Source organism: Nocardioides dilutus (genome assembly GCF_054779555.1).
Genome location: NZ_BAAGYA010000001.1, coordinates 1,680,599 through 1,697,000 on the forward strand (window position 1 = coordinate 1,680,599; position 16,402 = coordinate 1,697,000).

At 72.1% G+C, this 16,402-nt stretch carries 18 protein-coding genes; 7 read left to right on the forward strand and 11 right to left on the reverse strand.

Annotated elements, in window-relative coordinates:
• Positions 1–8 precede the first annotated feature (8 nt).
• On the reverse strand, positions 9–659 hold the full coding sequence (locus tag ACYVC6_RS08230; protein ID WP_460712806.1) for a TetR/AcrR family transcriptional regulator: 651 nt from the start codon (positions 657–659) through the stop codon (positions 9–11).
• A 73-nt stretch (positions 660–732) separates the two neighbouring features.
• On the opposite strand from ACYVC6_RS08230, the gene ACYVC6_RS08235 reads away from it, so the two are divergent.
• Together ACYVC6_RS08235 and ACYVC6_RS08240 are read left to right on the forward strand one after the other, a co-directional pair.
• Positions 733–2,175 (forward strand): cytochrome P450, encoded by a 1,443-nt coding sequence (locus ACYVC6_RS08235; protein ID WP_460712808.1) that lies wholly within the window; start codon positions 733–735, stop codon positions 2,173–2,175.
• Between the two features lie 70 nt (positions 2,176–2,245).
• Complete coding sequence (locus ACYVC6_RS08240) at positions 2,246–3,625, forward strand: alkaline phosphatase PhoX (protein ID WP_460712810.1); 1,380 nt, start codon at positions 2,246–2,248, stop codon at positions 3,623–3,625.
• A 92-nt stretch (positions 3,626–3,717) separates the two neighbouring features.
• Here ACYVC6_RS08240 and ACYVC6_RS08245 read toward each other — a convergent pair whose 3' ends face one another.
• Positions 3,718–4,143 (reverse strand): organic hydroperoxide resistance protein, encoded by a 426-nt coding sequence (locus tag ACYVC6_RS08245; protein ID WP_460713332.1) that lies wholly within the window; start codon positions 4,141–4,143, stop codon positions 3,718–3,720.
• 41 nt (positions 4,144–4,184) lie between these two features.
• On the opposite strand from ACYVC6_RS08245, the gene ACYVC6_RS08250 reads away from it, so the two are divergent.
• On the forward strand, positions 4,185–4,622 hold the full coding sequence (locus ACYVC6_RS08250) for a MarR family winged helix-turn-helix transcriptional regulator (protein WP_460712813.1): 438 nt from the start codon (positions 4,185–4,187) through the stop codon (positions 4,620–4,622).
• Between the two features lie 16 nt (positions 4,623–4,638).
• Here the strand turns inward: ACYVC6_RS08250 and ACYVC6_RS08255 are convergent, their stop codons facing one another.
• Positions 4,639–6,480 carry a hypothetical protein gene (locus ACYVC6_RS08255; protein ID WP_460712815.1) on the reverse strand — a complete coding sequence of 614 codons (1,842 nt, stop codon included), beginning with the start codon at positions 6,478–6,480 and terminating at the stop codon, positions 4,639–4,641.
• 79 nt (positions 6,481–6,559) lie between these two features.
• Positions 6,560–7,372: a GNAT family N-acetyltransferase gene (locus tag ACYVC6_RS08260; RefSeq protein WP_460712817.1), complete on the reverse strand. Its 813-nt coding sequence runs from the start codon at positions 7,370–7,372 to the stop codon at positions 6,560–6,562.
• A 161-nt stretch (positions 7,373–7,533) separates the two neighbouring features.
• On the opposite strand from ACYVC6_RS08260, the gene ACYVC6_RS08265 reads away from it, so the two are divergent.
• Together ACYVC6_RS08265 and ACYVC6_RS08270 are read left to right on the forward strand one after the other, a co-directional pair.
• Positions 7,534–8,001, forward strand: coding sequence for a GreA/GreB family elongation factor (locus ACYVC6_RS08265; protein ID WP_460712819.1), 468 nt, complete (start codon positions 7,534–7,536; stop codon positions 7,999–8,001).
• A 37-nt stretch (positions 8,002–8,038) separates the two neighbouring features.
• The gene (locus tag ACYVC6_RS08270) at positions 8,039–8,446 is read left to right on the forward strand and encodes a DUF4260 domain-containing protein (RefSeq protein ID WP_460712821.1); all 408 of its coding nucleotides are present in this window, start codon (positions 8,039–8,041) and stop codon (positions 8,444–8,446) included.
• A gap of 356 nt (positions 8,447–8,802) precedes the next feature.
• Here the strand turns inward: ACYVC6_RS08270 and ACYVC6_RS08275 are convergent, their stop codons facing one another.
• The 5 genes from ACYVC6_RS08275 to ACYVC6_RS08295 all read right to left on the reverse strand — a co-directional run bounded on the left by ACYVC6_RS08275 (position 8,803) and on the right by ACYVC6_RS08295 (position 12,035).
• On the reverse strand, positions 8,803–9,414 hold the full coding sequence (locus ACYVC6_RS08275; protein WP_460712823.1) for a GNAT family N-acetyltransferase: 612 nt from the start codon (positions 9,412–9,414) through the stop codon (positions 8,803–8,805).
• Positions 9,411–9,968: a GNAT family N-acetyltransferase gene (locus ACYVC6_RS08280; RefSeq protein ID WP_460712825.1), complete on the reverse strand. Its 558-nt coding sequence runs from the start codon at positions 9,966–9,968 to the stop codon at positions 9,411–9,413. Before ACYVC6_RS08280 ends, ACYVC6_RS08275 begins: the two co-directional genes overlap by 4 nt.
• A gap of 42 nt (positions 9,969–10,010) precedes the next feature.
• Positions 10,011–10,169, reverse strand: a complete 159-nt coding sequence (locus tag ACYVC6_RS08285; protein ID WP_460712827.1) for a hypothetical protein — start codon at positions 10,167–10,169, stop codon at positions 10,011–10,013.
• A 201-nt stretch (positions 10,170–10,370) separates the two neighbouring features.
• Positions 10,371–10,985, reverse strand: a complete 615-nt coding sequence (locus tag ACYVC6_RS08290) for a hypothetical protein (protein WP_460712829.1) — start codon at positions 10,983–10,985, stop codon at positions 10,371–10,373.
• A gap of 159 nt (positions 10,986–11,144) precedes the next feature.
• Complete coding sequence (locus ACYVC6_RS08295; protein ID WP_460712831.1) at positions 11,145–12,035, reverse strand: universal stress protein; 891 nt, start codon at positions 12,033–12,035, stop codon at positions 11,145–11,147.
• Positions 12,036–12,169: 134 nt separating this feature from the next.
• Between ACYVC6_RS08295 and ACYVC6_RS08300 the strand changes: the two genes are divergently transcribed.
• Positions 12,170–12,604: a pyridoxamine 5'-phosphate oxidase family protein gene (locus tag ACYVC6_RS08300; protein ID WP_460712833.1), complete on the forward strand. Its 435-nt coding sequence runs from the start codon at positions 12,170–12,172 to the stop codon at positions 12,602–12,604.
• Positions 12,601–15,270 carry a bifunctional acetate--CoA ligase family protein/GNAT family N-acetyltransferase gene (locus tag ACYVC6_RS08305; RefSeq protein WP_460712835.1) on the forward strand — a complete coding sequence of 890 codons (2,670 nt, stop codon included), beginning with the start codon at positions 12,601–12,603 and terminating at the stop codon, positions 15,268–15,270. The genes ACYVC6_RS08300 and ACYVC6_RS08305 overlap by 4 nt, the downstream gene beginning before the upstream one ends.
• A 336-nt stretch (positions 15,271–15,606) precedes the next feature.
• On the opposite strand, the gene ACYVC6_RS08310 is transcribed toward ACYVC6_RS08305, so the two are convergent.
• On the reverse strand, positions 15,607–15,933 hold the full coding sequence (locus ACYVC6_RS08310) for a cupin domain-containing protein (RefSeq protein WP_460712837.1): 327 nt from the start codon (positions 15,931–15,933) through the stop codon (positions 15,607–15,609).
• 1 nt (position 15,934) lies between these two features.
• The gene (locus tag ACYVC6_RS08315; protein WP_460712839.1) at positions 15,935–16,399 is read right to left on the reverse strand and encodes a hemerythrin domain-containing protein; all 465 of its coding nucleotides are present in this window, start codon (positions 16,397–16,399) and stop codon (positions 15,935–15,937) included.
• Positions 16,400–16,402: the final 3 nt, after the last annotated feature.

The following is a 16,402-nucleotide window of genomic DNA, read 5'->3' on the forward strand; positions in this document are numbered from 1 at the left end:
TGGCGACGCTACGCCGATGTCGCCGCCGGCATCCCCGCCGGCATCCCCGCCAGCACCTCGTCCACCCGGCTCGGCCGGGCCTCGCCCGGCAGCGCGAGCATCAGCCCGGCGAACGCGCTGACGCAGAGGTCGCGGACGTGCTCCACGGGTACGTCGGGGTGGTCGAGGAGCTCGTGGGCGGCGGCGCGCATCAGCACCACCCAGGAGCGGACGGCGATGCCCAGCAGCTCGGACCCGGCGCGGTCCGGCTCGAGCACGGCCACGATCCGGTCCTCGAAGAGCCGGGTCGACTCCTCGACCAGCGCCTGCACCTCGGCGTCGGCGCTGGCGGCGCCGCGGTAGATGGCGCGGGTGATGTGCCGGTGGCGACGCACGTGCTCGAGATAGCGGGTCACCCCCGTCATCAGCTGGTCGAGCGGTTCCATGGCTGGGTCGGGCTCGGTGTCGGCGGCCATCCGGGCGGCGCCCTCGCGGACGAGCTCGGCGAAGAAGGAACGCTTGGTCGGGAAGTAGTGGTAGAGCAGCCCGCGCGAGACCCCGGCCTGCTCGGCCACCTTCTCGATGTGCACCTCGTCGTAGGGCAGGGAGGAGAACAGCTCCGCACCGAGCGCCAGCAGCTGGGCGCGGCGGTCCTGCGGCGAGAGGCGGCGCCGGGTCATGGACCGTACGTTACTTGACGCCGGTTCAATAGCGCGTAGATTTGTTGAACCAACGTCCAACAAGGAGCTCGCGATGGCCAACGACTGGTCCGGGCAGACGCTGCCGCACCGACCCGGACGGGACCGGTTCTTCGGCGACGTGCGTGGGCTGAAGCCGACCAGCGCCCTGCAGACGATCCTGGAGTGGAGCCGCGACCTGGGGCCGCTGTTCGAGGTGCAGGTCTTCCGCCAGAAGTTCGTCTTCGCCGCCAGCGCCGAGCTGGCCGCGGAGCTCTGCGACGAGAAGCGCTTCGAGAAGGCACTGCCGCCGGCGCTGGTCGCGCTCCGCGAGTTCGCCGGCGACGGCCTGTTCACGGCCTACAACACCGAGCCCAACTGGCGCACCGCCCACGACCTGCTGCTGCCGGCGTTCACCAAGCCGGCGATGCAGCGCTACCACGGCATCATGCTCGAGGCGGTGGACGAGCTGTTCGCGGCGCTGCCCGCCGACGGCCCGGTCGACGTCGCCTCGGCGATGACCAAGCTGACCATGGAGACCATCGCGCGGGCGGCGTTCAGCCGCGACTTCGGCTCCTTCACCCAGGCCGAGACGCACCCGTTCGTGCCCGCGATGGTGACCGCGCTCGAGACCGGGCGTCGACTCGGCTCGCTCGCCGGCGTGCCGGGCGCAGGGCTCGTCCGTCGCCGCATCCAGCGCCGCAACGCCGACAAGCTCGCCTACATCGACGATTTGCTCGACGACCTCATCGGCGCCCGTCGTCGCGCGATGGCCGCCGGCGACCGCGGTCCCGAGGACCTGCTGCGGATCATGCTCGAGCAGGCGCACCCGGAGACGGGGGAGCGGCTGGACGACACGGCGATCAGATACCAGATCCTCACCTTCCTGGTCGCCGGCCACGAGACGACGTCGGGGGCGCTTTCGCTGGCGCTCTACTTCCTCTCCAAGCACCCCGACGTGCTCGCCGCGGCTCGGGCGGAGGTCGACGAGCTGCTCGGCCCAGACCCCGACGCTGTGCCGACCTTCGAGCAGGTCGCCCATCTGCGCTACGTACGCCGCGTGCTCGACGAGACGCTGCGGCTGTGGCCGACAGCGCCCGCGTTCGCCCGCAGCCCACGCGAGGAGACCACGCTGGCCGGTCGTCGGATGCGTCCCGAGGACTGGGCGATCGTGCTGATCCCGGCCGTTCACCGCGACCCAGCGGCGTGGGGCGAGGACGCCGAGAGCTTCGACCCGGACCGGTTCCTGCCCGAGCGCTCCCGGGGCCGGATGCCGCACAGCTACAAGCCGTTCGGCACCGGCGAGCGGGCCTGCATCGGCCGCCAGTTCGCGCTGCACGAGGCGGTGCTGGTGCTCGCCCGGCTGCTGCACCGCTACGACATCGTCGGCGACCCGGCCTACGAGCTGAGGATCAGGGAACGGCTCACCCTGATGCCCGAGGGGTTCGAGCTCGAGCTGCGACCGCGTGGGCTGGCCCCGAGCACTTCACCGGAGGTTCGCGGCGGCGTCGCGTCGTAGTCACGCGGCGCCAATAGATCTGGTGCGTCGTCAGGGTGACGACGTACTGATCACGCAGAGGACTCCCCACATGAACAAGCCCTCCCTGGGCCTCGCGGTCGCCGGCAGCCTGGTGCTCGCCGGGATCGCCACCTCCGCCGGTGTCGCCGGCGCCGCCAACACCAGCTTCGACGACTTCACCCCGCTCGCGAGCTCGGCCGGTCCCACCGCCGACGAAGCGGCGCCGATCACCTTCGGCAGCGCGGCGATCAAGCAGCGGTCGATCGCCTCGGTCGACGAGCAGCTCGCCAAGGGCGAGCCCAACAGCGGCGTCTGGGACATGATCACCGTCAACGAGACGGGCCCGCACAAGGGCAGCCACCTCTTCACCCCGTTCGAGTCCGGCCAGGCCGGCATCCAGCGCACCGACCTGGCCACCGAGGAGACCGAGACGCTCTGGTACAGCCCGGCGCCGGGCGGCCACGTCGCCTTCGACGCGTCGTACTGGACGCCGTGGGGCACCTACGTCACCGCCGAGGAGTCCTGGTGCACGGCGGCCGCCGGCTGCACGACGAACCCCTACGGCCGGTTCTTCGAGCTCACCAACCCGCTGACCGCCGACTCGATCACGGACCCGGCGGGTGAGGACGCCGTCGTGGAGCACCGCAACGTGATCCCACGCGTCTCTCACGAGGGCGTGCAGTTCGACAAGCGGCACAACATGTACTTCATCGACGAGCTCAACGGCGGCAGCCTCTACAAGTACACACCTGCCGCCCGCTGGTGCGACATCAAGAAGGGCCGCGCCGGCTACTTCGACGCCGGCCAGACCTTCGTGCTGCGCGTCGGCGACGGCACCACCCCCAACGCGACCGGTGCCTACACCTGGGTCCCGATCACCGACGCCGAGGGCGACGCCCTCCCGGGTGCCCTGACGATCACCGACCCGGGCGGCGTGACCTCGGTCGACGGCCGCAACACGACCGACCTGCCGGCGTTCAAGGGCACCGACTACCAGCGCCCCGAGGACCTGCAGGTGCAGACGGTCAAGGGCGTGGAGCGGATGTACGTCGCCACCACCACGACCAACGAGGTCTACGTCATGGACCTCGCGGCCCAGAAGATCTCGGTCTTCGCCAACCGGGCGTCGACGGACCTCGCCACCGGCGCACCCGTCGGCAGCGGCCTCACCAGCCCCGACAACCTCGCGCTGGACGCCGAGAACAACATCTACGTCATCGAGGACCGCAACGGCGGCGTGGACGACGACATCTGGTTCGCCCGCGACCTCAACCTCGACGGCGACCTGCTCGACCCCGGCGAGGGGCTGGGCCGCTGGGCCTCCAACGGGACCGTGGGCTCGGAGTTCACCGGTCTCTACTTCGACCCGACCGACAAGCGGCGGGCCTGGGTCAACATCCAGCACCCCGACAGCGACAACGACCGGACCATGGAGATCACGGTCGAGTAGCTGCATGCTGCAGTGCAGCGAGGCGCCCCGGCACTGCCGGGGCGCCTCGTGCATGGGGACTGGGTTGCGTCATCGGACGCCGCGGCCACCGGTCAAGCGACGGTGAGGGCGACCTCGATGTTGCCGCGGGTGGCGTTCGAGTAGGGGCAGACCTCGTGAGCGCGCGCGACGACCTTCTCGGCGGTGTCGCGGTCGGTGCCGGGGATGCTCACCTCGAGCGCGACGGACAGGCCGAAGGCGCCGTTCGCGTGTGCGCCGAGCGACACGTCGGCGACGACCTCGCTGTCCGTGGCGTCGACGCCGTCCGCGCCGGCGACCAGCTTCAGCGCCGAGTGGAAGCACGCCGCGTAGCCGGCCGCGAAGAGCTGCTCGGGGTTGGTGGCGCCGCCCGGACCGCCGAGCTCGACGGGCATGCGCACGTCGGTGTCGAGGAGGCCATCCGTGGACAGGACGTGGCCGTTGCGGCCGTCTCCGGTGGCGACGGCGGTGGTCGTGTAGAGAGTTTTCATGCCCACAATCTAATTGGGCACAATGGAATTGTGCAAGGTATGATCACTGTGTGTCCCGTCACCCCCAGCTCGACCTCGATGCCCAGCTCTGCTTCCCGCTCTACGCCGCCACCAGGGCCGTCACGAAGGCGTACGGACCGCTGCTGCGGGAGTTCGACCTGACCTATCCGCAGTACCTCACGCTCCTCGCCCTCTGGGGCGACGGCGAGCCGCTGTCCGTCGGCGAGCTGGGCAGCCGACTCCGGCTCGACTCCGGGACCCTCACCCCGGTGCTCAAGCGGCTCGAGCAGGCCGGCTGGGTGACCCGCTCCCGTGACTCTGATGACGAGCGGCGGGTGCTGGTCGCGGTCACCGGCGCAGGGTGGGACCTGCGAGACAAGGTCTCCGACGTCCCCACGCGACTGGCCGAGTCGTTCGGGCTGAACGCGACCGAGACCCGCCAGCTGCGCCGGCTCCTCGGCAGCCTCCTGGAGCGGCTCGACGCGTGACGCTGGGCCAGACAGGTCAGCCGACGCCGATGCGGTCCAGCGAGATCTTGCAGGACTTCGCGATGCGACCCCCGGCCTCGATGTAGCCCAGGTCGATCATCGCCTGGCCGATGGCACCCGGGTTCTGGGTCGGGCTGGTCGGGTCGACGTCGACCCACATCTGCCAGATGATGGCCAGCACCTCGCCGTCGGCCGCCTGCTGGGGCGTCCCCAGCGGGAGGATCGCGCGCAGCATCTTGACCTGGCGCCGGGCGACCTGCTTGTCGAGGCCGCCGGTGCCCTGGGACTCGCGGTACTCGAGCATCTTGATGAACCCCCGGCAGAACGCCTCCCCGGGCGGCAGCTCGGAGGGCGTGGGCGACGGCGTCCCGTCCTCGTCCGACGGGGACGGCGATGGCGAGGGCGTCTCGTCGTCCTTCTCGTGGTAGATCGGGAACAGGAAACCCAGGACGGCAAGGTCGCGGATCGAACCCAGCTTGTCGAGTGCCTCGGTGAGGATCGGCCGCAGCAGGTTGGCGATTGTCTCCTTGACGAGTTCCGGCAGGAACGCCGGCAGGTAGCCGACGAACAGCTTGAGCAGGGTGTCGCTGAAGCGGCCCAGGTCGGTGCGGTGAACGGTGGCCTGCACCCGCACCGTGCCGTCGTACTGCGCCTCGCCCGAGGCGATCTCGGGCGGCTCGACCGTCGTCAGGTAGGCCATGGTGGCGGTGCCGTCCGCCGACAGCTTGGGGTCGGCGGCGCCGGGCGTCACGAGGATCTTCGGCCGCTGCGAGACGACCTGCCAGGCGACGTCGGCCTCGCTGGGCTTCAGGCTCGGCAGGGTCACGCCGGCCGCGCTGGCGCAGCCCGCGACCTGGGCCGGCCACTCCTGCGGGCCAGGGCTCTTGACGGTCAGCGTCCACTTGCCCTCGACCGGCGCGGTGCCGAGCGTCGGCGCACCGGGCTCGGGCTGGATCTCGCCCGTCCACGGCAGCACGGTCTTGACCGCGAAGGTGGCGAGCGCGACCACTCCGGCCACCGCGGCCACTGCGTCCACGACCGGCTTCAGCAGCACCTTGGTGCCGTTGATGACGAAGTAGCGCAGCGCGTCCTTGCCGAGGTTGAGCAGGTCGATGACGCCGTTGAGGATGTCGATGAAGATCGAGTCACCGCTCACGTTCGGCAGCCGGCCGATGGCGTCGAAGACCTTGTTGATCGAGTCGGCGACGAACGACTGGAACTGCTCGCAGACACTCTGGCTGCTCGTCGTGCCGACGTACGCCGCGGGCGAGGCGTTCGGCGACACGCCTTCCGACGGCCGGGGGAGCACGTCGCTCAGGAACAGGTCGAGCACCCCGGCCGGCACGACCAGGGACGAGGGCTCGCGGACGTCCTGGCCGCCCATCCATTCACGGCCCAGGTCGCTGGCCGGGGTCGTCGCACCCGCCAGCCAGCCGGCGAGCATCAGGCTCGGGGTGAGCTGGCCGACCGGACCCTCCAGCGCCGGCCAGCCGGCCAGGCCGTCGAGCTGCTCGGCGGTCAGGCCGGTGAGCGTCTGGATGCCGGCGACCAGGGCGGGCAGCTCGTCGGCTCGCACGGTGACGGGGGACGGTTCGCCGGTGACCTCCTCGACCTGCTCGCCCGACTCGGGGTCGACGACGGCAACCCCCACCGAGGCGAGGCCCGCGACCACCGACTCCTCGGTCACCGCCGGGACGCCGTCCGCCCGCGGCACCAGCCCGGACGTGGGCTCGCCGTCGGGTGGGTCGGAAGGGTCGGAGGAGTCGGTGCACGCCGACAGCACCGCGACCAGCAGGGCCACCACCAGGCCGACGACCAGGGTCGGGTGAGGGCGGCGCGTGCCGCGGCTGCGGTTCACGGAGTCAACGTTAGGTCGGTGCGCGGCGGCTGCCATCGCGCGAATGGGCTATTGACGAGCCCGGATCGGTCGCTCCGCGTCAGCGCGCCGGCCTGACCCACGCCGCCCAGCGCTCGACCGCCACGAACCCCATCCGCTCGTAGACCGGGCGGCCGTCGTCACTGGCGATGAGCATCGCCGGCTGCGTGGGTTCGGCCAGTGTCGCCGCCCAGGTCACCGCCGAGCCGGCGCCGCGGCCGCGGGCGGCCGGGAGTGCGGCGACGTACTCCACGAGCGTGGCGCCGCCGTGGAGGTGGGCGGCGGCTACCGCGGCCGGCTCCCCGTCGACCCGGGCGAGCCAGACCCGGGTCGAGGGGCTGAGGATCGAGTGGTGGAGCACGTCACCGGGTGACAGTGGCTCGACGTCCGGCATCGGGAAGCCCTCGACCAGCACTCGCTCCGCGGCCGCCAGGTCGTCCGGCTCGTGAACCTCGACGACCTCGACGCCGTCCCGCGGGGGCACGTCGTACGCCGCGGGCTGGCGCACCATGAGCGGCGGGTAGCCCAGCCGCACCAGGCCGTGGGGCGCGAAGTCGGGCGCCTGCCACGGGCTGAGCAGGAAGAACGGCGAGGTGGCGGGCACGATCTCGGAGATCTGTCCGATCAGCGTGCCGAGGTCGCCCGGGGGACGGAGCAGGACGGACGGGTTGGCGAGCTCACCGCGGTCGGCGATGAATGCGCCGGCCCAATCGTCGGTCCGCCGCCAGGGCCGGCCCAGTGCCTTCGCCACCGTGACCGGCCACGAGGCGTGCAGGTTGGCCGCCTGCCGCACGAGGGTGTCCTCGACGGGCACGTCCGGCTCCCAGCCGGTGGCCAGGTGCTCGTCGTCGTCGGGCCGGACGGACTCGCTCACGGCGCCATTGTGGTCGTCGAACGGCGGGAACGGTTCGACGATCGAGGAATCCGGACGATCGAGGAATCAGATCGTGGTCCCGATGGTTTGGACAGCTCTCCGAGCGGGAACCGCTCGGCATCCCCGGTCCGCCGCCACCACCCCCGAGAGGCCCCGAAGTCATGACGATCCCCGTCGCCGCCGACAGCACCACCCTCCTCACCGACCGGCTCCACGCGCTCCGTGCCGAACGCGCCGAGGTCCTGGCCGAGACCCGGCTGCAGAACAACGGCGACGTCGCCGACCGGGCCACCAACGTCGAGGCGCTCATCCGGCTGCAGCTGCTCGACGAGCGCATCGCCAGCGTGGAGCTCGAGATCGCCGATGGTCTGCGTCGTGAGCACGTCGAGGGCGTCGTCTCCGTGGGGGACGTGGTCGTCATCGACCTGGGCCAGGGGGACGAGACCTACGTGGTGGGCTCGGTCGAGCAGGCCGTCGCGGGGGTCGACACCATCACCCCCGGCAGCCCGCTGGGCCGGGCGATCGTCGGCGCCGAGGTCGGCTCGACGGTCGGCTACGAGCCGCGTCGCGGGGTCACCGTGGACGTCGTCATCAGGTCGGCCGGAGAGATGCTCCCCGCCAGCGCCTGAGGTCCGCCGCGAACAGGCGGACTGGCAGTCTCGTGCCATGACCCAGATGTCTGCGATTTCCGGTCTGCCGCTTCGGATCCTCCGCTCGGAGGGCGTGGTCCTCATGGCTGCCGCGCTCGCGGCGTACTTCGCCGGGCTCGACGAGCCGTGGTGGCTGGTGCCGCTGCTGCTCTTCGTGCCGGACGTGTTCATGGCCGGCTATGCCGCGTCGAACCGGGTCGGGGCCTGGACCTACAACCTCGCCCACTCCTACCCGGCGCCCGCGTTGCTCGGCGCGCTGGCGCTCGTCGCGGACGAGCCGCTGTGGCAGGGCGTGGCCCTGGTGTGGTTCGCCCACATCGGCATGGACCGCGCGCTGGGCTACGGGCTGAAGTACGAGACCGACTTCAAGGACACCCACCTAGGACGCATCGGCCACGACCGCCAGCCGTCGGGGCCGGCGTGAGACCGACGAGCGTCGACGCAGCGCGCGCCACGCCGCCCAGCCCGGCGAGCGCCATGCCGACGAGGGGGGCCGTCGAAGCCCGTGGCCGAGGCGACTGCCAGGAGAGCCAGGCCGTAGACGGTCGGCGCTGTATCTCGAAACCTATGACCACGACTTCCTCGCCGACGTGACCGAGAGCTCCGGCTCGGGGAACGAGTGGTTCGGGTTCTTCGCCTTCTTGCCCTGGGGGTGGATGGTCGCGTCGGATTCGTGGCCATCGCGCCGATCCTGGTCCGCACAGCGGGGTCAGGGGTGACGAACAGCGCGCGCGGCATGGGGACGGGGCCGATGAGCTCGATCGACGCCGGCTTGCCGATTCACACGCCGTGCGCCAGCGGGTCCGGCCGCGGCTGACCGCCTAGCGGAAGCCGCATCACGACGCGTGGGAAGCCGCCGCTCACCGACGCGGTGTCGGCGATCTTGGTGAAGCCGGCGCTCTCGAACAGGGCCCGGGTGCCGACGAAGGCCATGGTGAGGTCGACCTTCTCGCCCCGGTTGTCGACCGGGATCGCCTCGACCGCAGGCGCGCCGTGCTCGCGGGCGAGGTCGACGGCGCCGGCGACCAGGGCGTGCGAGATGCCGCGGCCCCGGAAGCCCGGCTGGACCCGGACGCAGAAGATGTTCCAGACCGGCAGGTCGTCGACGGCGCGGATCTTCGTCGAGCGGGCGACCGGCAGCTCGGCGCGCGGCGCGATCCCGGCCCAGCCGGCCACCGCGCCGTCGTCGTAGGCCAGGACGCCCGGCGGCACCTTGCGGCGGCACAGCCTCTCGACGTAGGCCGCACGCTCGCGACCGACCAGGGACCGGTTGGTCTTGGAGTCGACCCGGTGGCTCAGGCACCAGCAGACGTTGGCGTCGGGGTTCTTCTTCGGCCCGAGGACGGCCGCTAGATCGGGGAAGCTGTGGGCCGGACGGACCTCGATGCTCATCCCTCGACGCTAACCGCCCACTCCGACGCCAGCATCGCGAAGACGAACTCGCTGCCCCAGGCGCCCTTGAAGAAGACGTTGTCGCGGAAGTGGGCTTCCTTGCGGAATCCGACCCGGGTGAACAAGGCGGCCGCCGCGGCGTTGTCGGCGTCTGTCACGGCGACCACCCGGTGCATCCCCATCGTGTCGAAGGCGTAGGCCAGCAGCCCGCGCAGCGCCTCGGTCGCATAGCCCTTGCCCTGGTGCTCCGGGGCGAGGGTGAACCCGACCTCCAGCTGGCGGTGCTCGTCGGCGTCGACGCAGGCGGCGAGGTCTCCGACGAGGTCGCCTGAGGCGTCCACGAGGGCGAACTGGTACCACTCACCCGGGAGGCCGGGCCGGAGATCCTGCATGCCGGCGACCAGCGCGCGACCCTGCTCCAGGGAGTAGTCCTGCCAGCTCTGGTAGCGCGCGACGTCCGGGTCGGACCGGTAGGCGACGAAGGGCTCCACGTCGGCGTCGACCATGGCGCGGACGGTCAGCCGCCCGGTCTCGAAGAACACCTGACCGCTCATGCTCGGCGAGCGTAGGCGGAAACCCCGAGAACGGGGCAGGCCTCAGCCGGTCAGCAGCCGCTCGCCCGGCATCCCCTCCGGCTCGCAGTCGCAGTCGGGCCCGCACGCGAGGTAGTGGTGCGGCGGGTGCCCGCAGAGCGGGCACGGCATCTCGTGCGTCAGGTGGTCGGGCTCGTCCTCGGCGTTCGCCGTCTCCCACATCGTGCTGTCCCTCCCCAGGGCACTGCCGCGGCCTGCGCCGCGGTGGTGTGCGTCTCGAGCTCGTGAGTCTCGAGTCTCGACTTCCTCCCCCCGTGCGGTGCCCGGAACGGCGGCCGCGCTAACCGTCCCTGCAAGCCGTCGGGAGCAGCATCAGGCCCCGGACTACTCGGGGTCCGGGGCCTGATGGATCGCGGCGAGGGGTTACCGCAGGATCGGGGTGTTCTTGACGAGCTCGGTCTGCTGCCACGCCCGGCCGAATCCCCAGGTGACGCCGGCGTTCAGCGCGGCCAGGGCCACGACGGTGATGGCGCCCAGGATGTGGTCGTCCAGCACGGGGTTGTTGTCCGGGGGCAGAGCCACCGTCCACATCATCAGGTAGAGAATCGCGCCGGAGATCGCGGCGATCCGCATGCCGATGCCCAGGGTGAGCGCCAGGCCGATGCCGAGCAGCGCCAGCATGAAGGCCCAGTTGGTCCAGGTCTGGCCGGCGATGTCGTTGTAGAAGCCCTTGAAGGGGCCGTCCGCACCGAACTTCAGGAAGCCGAGGGTCGGGTTGCCGACCATGTCCTCCGAACCGGCACCCAGGTGGCGGATCCAGGCCGCGTCGCCGAAGCGGTCGACGGTCTCGGCGCCGGTCTCCTCGTTGACCACGCGCCCGGTCGAGAAGCCGAGGGCCAGCAGCTTGTCGAAGAAGGCCCACAGGAACGTGAGGCCGAAGGCGATGCGGAGCACGGCCAGGACGCGCGCCGCGTAGGGCGTGACTACCTGGTCCTCGACAGTCGCGGTGGCCGCGCTGTGTGGGGTGTGGGTGGTCATCGAGATGACCTCCTGTTCTCTGTGTGTGGGTTAGATCCGATGCCGTAAGCCTCACTGCTGTGCCCCGCCTGGTTCAGTGCCGGGAGTCACCGAGTCAGGGTGACCTTCGTCCTGGCCCCGTCGGGCCCTTCGGAACCCGTCACGGCCGGTCACGGCCGGTCACGGCACGGTGGCGAACACCGGCTCGGGCTCCGGGGTCATGAGCACCGGCACCGGGCTGTGGCCGATGACCGCGCGCGACACGGGACCGAGGTGACCGCCCAGCGCCAGCAGGTGGTGCCGGCGGCCGATGACCAACAGGTCCGAGAGGGCCGCGGCGGCGAGCACCCCCTCCACTGGCGGCGCGTGCCGCACGTCCACGCTGGTGCCGACCATCGGGTAGCGCGCCTTGAGCCGGTCGAGCAGGGGCGCGAGCTCGTCCTTGAAGCGCCGCTCCTCCTCGTCCAGCGCGGCACCGTCGACCACCAGGTCGTCGTAGCCGTTGGCCAGCCACCACGCGTGCAGCACGACGAGGTCGGCTCCGCGCTCGCGAGCGGCCTCGAACGCCGCGCGCAGGAGGTTCTCGGCCTCATCGACGTTCTGCACCGCGGCCACGACGACCTGCTTGCGACGCTTCGTGGGCTGCCACTTCGCGGCCACGACCACCACGGCGGAGTGGGCGCGGGCGGCGACTCCGCTGCTCCTCGACCCGGTGAAGAGGCGCCGCAGCCGGCCGAGGTCGCGGTGCTCGACCACCACCATCCGGGCGGTTTCCGAGCGGTGCACCAGCTCACCGACGATCGTGCCGGAGTCGGCGAGCTCGCTGGTCACCGAGACATCACCGTTCGCCAGCTCCAGGGCCCGGCTCTGGGCGGCGTCGACGACGGCCAGCGCCTGTTCCTTCGCCGCCGTGTAGACCCCGGCGTACGGCTCTCCCGCCGGGATCTGGAGGACGTGCACGAGGTGCACGGGTGAACCGGAGCGCCGGGCCTCTTCGACGGCGAAGGTCAGCGCAGCCTCGCCATTGTCCGTGGGCAGGCCGACGACGATCGCGTGCTCGGGCTGGTTCATGGATGCTCCTGTCAGCCGGACGTGTGTCCCAAGCGTCCCCAACGCCGCGCACGCGCAGAACGGCCCCCGGACCCGGACGGCGCGGGACCAAGGACCCTCCTGGCTGCCGTGGGACGTCGAGCAGACTGAGGCCCATGCCGGAGATCCACGAGCTCGACCCGCCCACCTGCCAGCGCCTCCTCCGTCGCGGCGTCTTCGGACGCTTCGCCTTCGTGTCGCCTCGCGGACCCGAGATCTTCCCGGTCAACTACGTCGTGCACGGCGAGGCGGTCGTCGTCCGGACCGGGCAGGACAGTGCGCTGGCTCGCCACGGCGCCGGAGCCGACCTGGTGTTCGAGGTGGATGCGGTCGACCACGAATACTGGAGCGGCTTCAGCGTCATCGCCCGGGGCGTCGGCGAGATCCTCGACTCACCGCCGACCGCCCAGGTGGGTGCCCCGCCGCCGCGTCCCTGGGCGGGGGGTGACCGTGACTGTGTCCTGCAGATGCCGTGGACCGAGCTCAGCGGCCGGGCCATCGGCCGCCGCGGCAGTCTCGACGCCATGCTCGCGGTCGGGCGGACCCTGTGAGCACCCTGGCGCCCGCCGACGTTCTCCTCGCCGACGGCACGCTGGCAGTCGTGCGCCCGCTGCGGTCCGAGGACGCCGCCAGCCTCCACGCCCTGCACGACGACGTGTCCGACGACGCGATCCGGATGCGGTTCTTCGCGCCCTCGCGGCAGGCCGCCCACGACTATGTCGACCACGTGCTGCGTCGCGAGGGCACCCTGTCCCTGGTCGCCGAGGTCCGCGGCGAGCTCGTCGGGCTCGGCACCGCCGAGCCGATCGACGAGAGCACCTGCGAGGTGGCGTTCCTCGTCGCCGACAAGACCGTGGGCCAGGGCGTCGGCACGCTCCTCCTCGAGCACCTCGCCGCACTCGCCCGGGACCGTGGCTTCACCCACCTCGAGGCCGACGTGCTGAGCGAGAACCGGGCGATGCTCCAGGTCTTCACCGACTCCGGTCTGTCGATGTCGCGGACCTCGGACGGGTCGACCGTGATCGTCGGGCTGACCACCGAGGCCGGCGCCGACATCCTGGCCCGTGCTGACCTGCGGGAGTTCCGCGCCGAGGCGGCCTCCCTGGCGCCCATGCTGCGCCCGCGCTCGGTCGCCGTCGTCGGCGTCCGGTCCGACGGGAGCGGCATCGGCGCCACGGTGCTGCGCGCCATCCAGTCAGGCGGGTTCCAGGGCCGGGTGGCGGCGGTGCACCCGCGGGCCACCGAGATCGCCGGGGTCACCGCCTACCCCTCCGTGGGCGACGTACCCGCCCCGCTCGACCTGGTCGTGCTCTGCGTGCCGGCGTCCGCCGCCGACGGCGTGCTCAGGGACGCGGCCGCCGCGGGCGTGCGCGCCGCTGTGGTCGTGTCGTCCGGCTTCGGCGAGCTCGGGGCCGACGGGGCCTCGCGCCAGCACGCCCTGGCGGCGACGGCCCGCGCACTCGGCATCCGGCTGATCGGGCCCAACTGCCTCGGGCTGCTGTGCAACGACCCCGAGGTGCGCCTCAACGCGACGTTCCAGAACTCGGTGCCACCCGCCGGTGGGCTGGCCATCGCCAGCCAGTCCGGCGGCGTCGGCATCGTCATGCTCGACCTCGCGCGCGAGGTGGGGCTGGGGGTCCGGACGTTCGTCTCGCTGGGCAACAAGGCCGACGTCTCCAGCAACGACCTGCTCGCCGCCTGGTACGACGACCCGGAGGTGACCGCGGCCGCGCTCTACCTCGAGTCCTTCGGCAACGCGGTCAAGTTCGGCCGGTTCGCCCGGCGCTTCGCCGAGCGCAAGCCGCTGCTCGCCGTGGTCGGCGGCCGCTCCTCGGGCGGCAAGCGGGCCGGCGCCTCGCACACGGCGGCCGCCGCGTCGCCGGCGGTCGGTGTCAGCGCGCTGTTCGCCCAGTCCGGCGTCATCGAGTGCCTCGACGCCGAGGAGCTCGCGCGCACCGCGCTGCTGCTCGACGAGCAGCCGCTGCCCAAGGGTCGCCGGCTCGGCATCGTCTCCAACGCGGGCGGCATGGGGGTCCTGGCCGCCGACGCCGCCGAGGAGCTCGGCCTCGAGGTGCCTGAGCTGTCCCAGGAGGTCCAGTCGCGGATGTCTGCGCTGGTGCAGGGCACGACCGGCACCGGCAACCCCATCGACGCGGGCGCCGGTGCGCCCCCCGAGGCGATGGCGGGCCTGGTCGACGAGATGCTCGGCTCCGGCGAGATCGACGCGCTCCTCCTGGTGCCCGTCGCGACCGCCGTGACCGACGGCACGGAGTCGCTGCGCGCGATGCTGCGCGCCAGAGCGGCCCACCCCGACCTGCCCGTGCTGATGGTGCCGCTCGGGGGCCTCGAGGCTCCGGACGCCGACGGCGCGGCCGTCACGCAGTACCGCACGACCGCCTCCGCGGTGCGCGCTCTCAGCCGGGTGGTGCGCTACGCCGAGTGGCTGGCCGCCCCGCGCGAGCCGGCCGACCCCACCGACGCCGAGGTGCGGCGCAACGTGCAGCGCCACGCCGCCAACCTGCTGCACGCGACGGCCGCGCACGGCTGGCTGCCACCCGAGCAGGCGGGGGCCCTGCTGGCCGACTACGGGATCAAGGCGCTCGGCGAGACGGTCCTCGGCGCCGAGGCCGCCGTCGAGGCGGCGCAGCGGATGGGCTACCCCGTGGCCATGAAGGTCGCCGACCCCGAGCTGGTCCACAAGACAGACCGCGGCCTGGTGCGGATCGGCGTCTCCGGCGACCTCCAGGTGGCGGCCGCCGTCGCCGACTTCGCCGCCGAGCTGGGCACCGTGCCGCCGGTCCTGGTGCAGCCCATGGCCACCGGCGTCGAGGTCGCCCTCGGTGTGGTCCGAGACCCGGCCCTCGGGCCGCTCGTCATGGTCGCGGCGGGTGGCGTGGCGACCGATGTCTGGGACGACCGGGTGTTCCTGGTGCCGCCGCTCTCGCACGCGGACGCCGCGCGGGCGCTGCGCAGCCTGCGAATCTGGCCGTTGCTCGAGGGCTACCGCGGCTCGGCGCCCGCCGACGTCGCCGGCCTGGAGCAGATGGTCCTGGCCGTGGGCCGGCTCGCCGCCGACGTACGAGAGCTCGCCGAGCTCGACATCAACCCGGTGCTGGTGGGAGAGCACGGCTGCGCCGTGGTCGACGTCAAGATGCGGCTGGCCGCGCCGATCGGGCCCGACCCCACCGCTCCGCGGCAGCTGCGGCCGCTGGCCTGAGGCGGTTGCGGGCTGTGCGTGGCGGCCGCGCGCGTACCAGCCCGCGCCGCCGCATGCGCGGCCGCCACCCCTAACGCATGGATCGCACGCGGCTGGTGCGTGCAATCCATGCGTTAAGCCCGGGATGGGGCCGGTGTGACGGGTGTGGTGCCCGCGCATGCGGGCGGCGGGGCGGAGCCCTGCCGCCAAGCGCGCCGCCAGCCGATCGAGACAGGCTCGGAGTCAGGGATCGGCGAAGCCGACCGCGCAGCGGCGGAGCGAAGCGACGTCCTTGACGCCGAGACTCGATCGGCTACGCGCGCGGGCACCACGCCCAGCCCGAGATCGCTTGCGCGCCTACTTCACCACGCTCAGCAGCAGCACCGAGTCCTCGAACGCGTCGACGGAGTGCCGCTCGCGCGGGAGCGGCAGGAAGTCGCCGGCGGCGAGGTCGCACGAGCCCGACGCGGCCGTGAAGGTCACTCGGCCACGGAGCACCTGCAGGGTGGCCTCGCCAGGGCTCTCGTGCTCGCCGAGCCCGTGGCCGGCGAGGATCGCGATCACCGTCTGGCTGAGCGGATGCTCCTGCCCGGCCAACAGGTTGTGGGCGGCCCGGCCGGAGCCGGCCTGCCGGGCGCGGTCGAACAGCTCGGCGATGAGCGCGTCAAGCGAGATCGGCTCCATGTCAGTTCCTTCCGAGGAACGTCGGTGTGGCGGCGTGCGCCCGGTCGATGGTGTCCCACCCGTCGGCGCCCAGGGTCACGACCGCGACCGGGAAGACGCCGAGGTTCTCTCGTTCCACGTGCAGGTCGAGGGTGTGCAGCAGGTCGGTGACCCGCTGGGCGAAGTCCGGTGCGTGCATGTCGAGCGCCTCGACGGCGGCGTCGAGGTCGCGGTGCTCGGTCTCGAGCTCGTCGACCTCGTCGGTGAACTCCCCGGTCCCGCGGATGGCCGGGAAGATGCCGGTCTCCTCGCGATGGACGTGCTGGTCGAGGTGGCCGACCAGCGTCCTGAGCAGCTCCATGGCTCGCCCGGGGTCGCCCTCGCCGAGCGTCCTGCGCACCTCGTAGGCCTCGTCGAGCAGCGCGGTGTGCTCGTCCATCAGCTCGGCTATCGGGGCCACCTGACGGCACCCGCAGTGCTCACACACCGG

Excerpts from the sequence above, each read along its gene's own strand:
- ACYVC6_RS08230 (WP_460712806.1), bottom strand. The coding sequence starts at position 659 with ATGACCCGGCGCCGCCTCTCGCCGCAGGACCGCCGCGCCCAGCTGCTG.
- ACYVC6_RS08235 (WP_460712808.1), top strand. The coding sequence starts at position 733 with ATGGCCAACGACTGGTCCGGGCAGACGCTGCCGCACCGACCCGGACGG.
- ACYVC6_RS08240 (WP_460712810.1), top strand. The coding sequence starts at position 2,246 with ATGAACAAGCCCTCCCTGGGCCTCGCGGTCGCCGGCAGCCTGGTGCTC.
- ACYVC6_RS08265 (WP_460712819.1), top strand. The coding sequence starts at position 7,534 with ATGACGATCCCCGTCGCCGCCGACAGCACCACCCTCCTCACCGACCGG.
- ACYVC6_RS08270 (WP_460712821.1), top strand. The coding sequence starts at position 8,039 with ATGACCCAGATGTCTGCGATTTCCGGTCTGCCGCTTCGGATCCTCCGC.
- ACYVC6_RS08275 (WP_460712823.1), bottom strand. The coding sequence starts at position 9,414 with ATGAGCATCGAGGTCCGTCCGGCCCACAGCTTCCCCGATCTAGCGGCC.
- ACYVC6_RS08280 (WP_460712825.1), bottom strand. The coding sequence starts at position 9,968 with ATGAGCGGTCAGGTGTTCTTCGAGACCGGGCGGCTGACCGTCCGCGCC.
- ACYVC6_RS08285 (WP_460712827.1), bottom strand. The coding sequence starts at position 10,169 with ATGTGGGAGACGGCGAACGCCGAGGACGAGCCCGACCACCTGACGCAC.
- ACYVC6_RS08290 (WP_460712829.1), bottom strand. The coding sequence starts at position 10,985 with ATGACCACCCACACCCCACACAGCGCGGCCACCGCGACTGTCGAGGAC.
- ACYVC6_RS08295 (WP_460712831.1), bottom strand. The coding sequence starts at position 12,035 with ATGAACCAGCCCGAGCACGCGATCGTCGTCGGCCTGCCCACGGACAAT.
- ACYVC6_RS08300 (WP_460712833.1), top strand. The coding sequence starts at position 12,170 with ATGCCGGAGATCCACGAGCTCGACCCGCCCACCTGCCAGCGCCTCCTC.
- ACYVC6_RS08310 (WP_460712837.1), bottom strand. The coding sequence starts at position 15,933 with ATGGAGCCGATCTCGCTTGACGCGCTCATCGCCGAGCTGTTCGACCGC.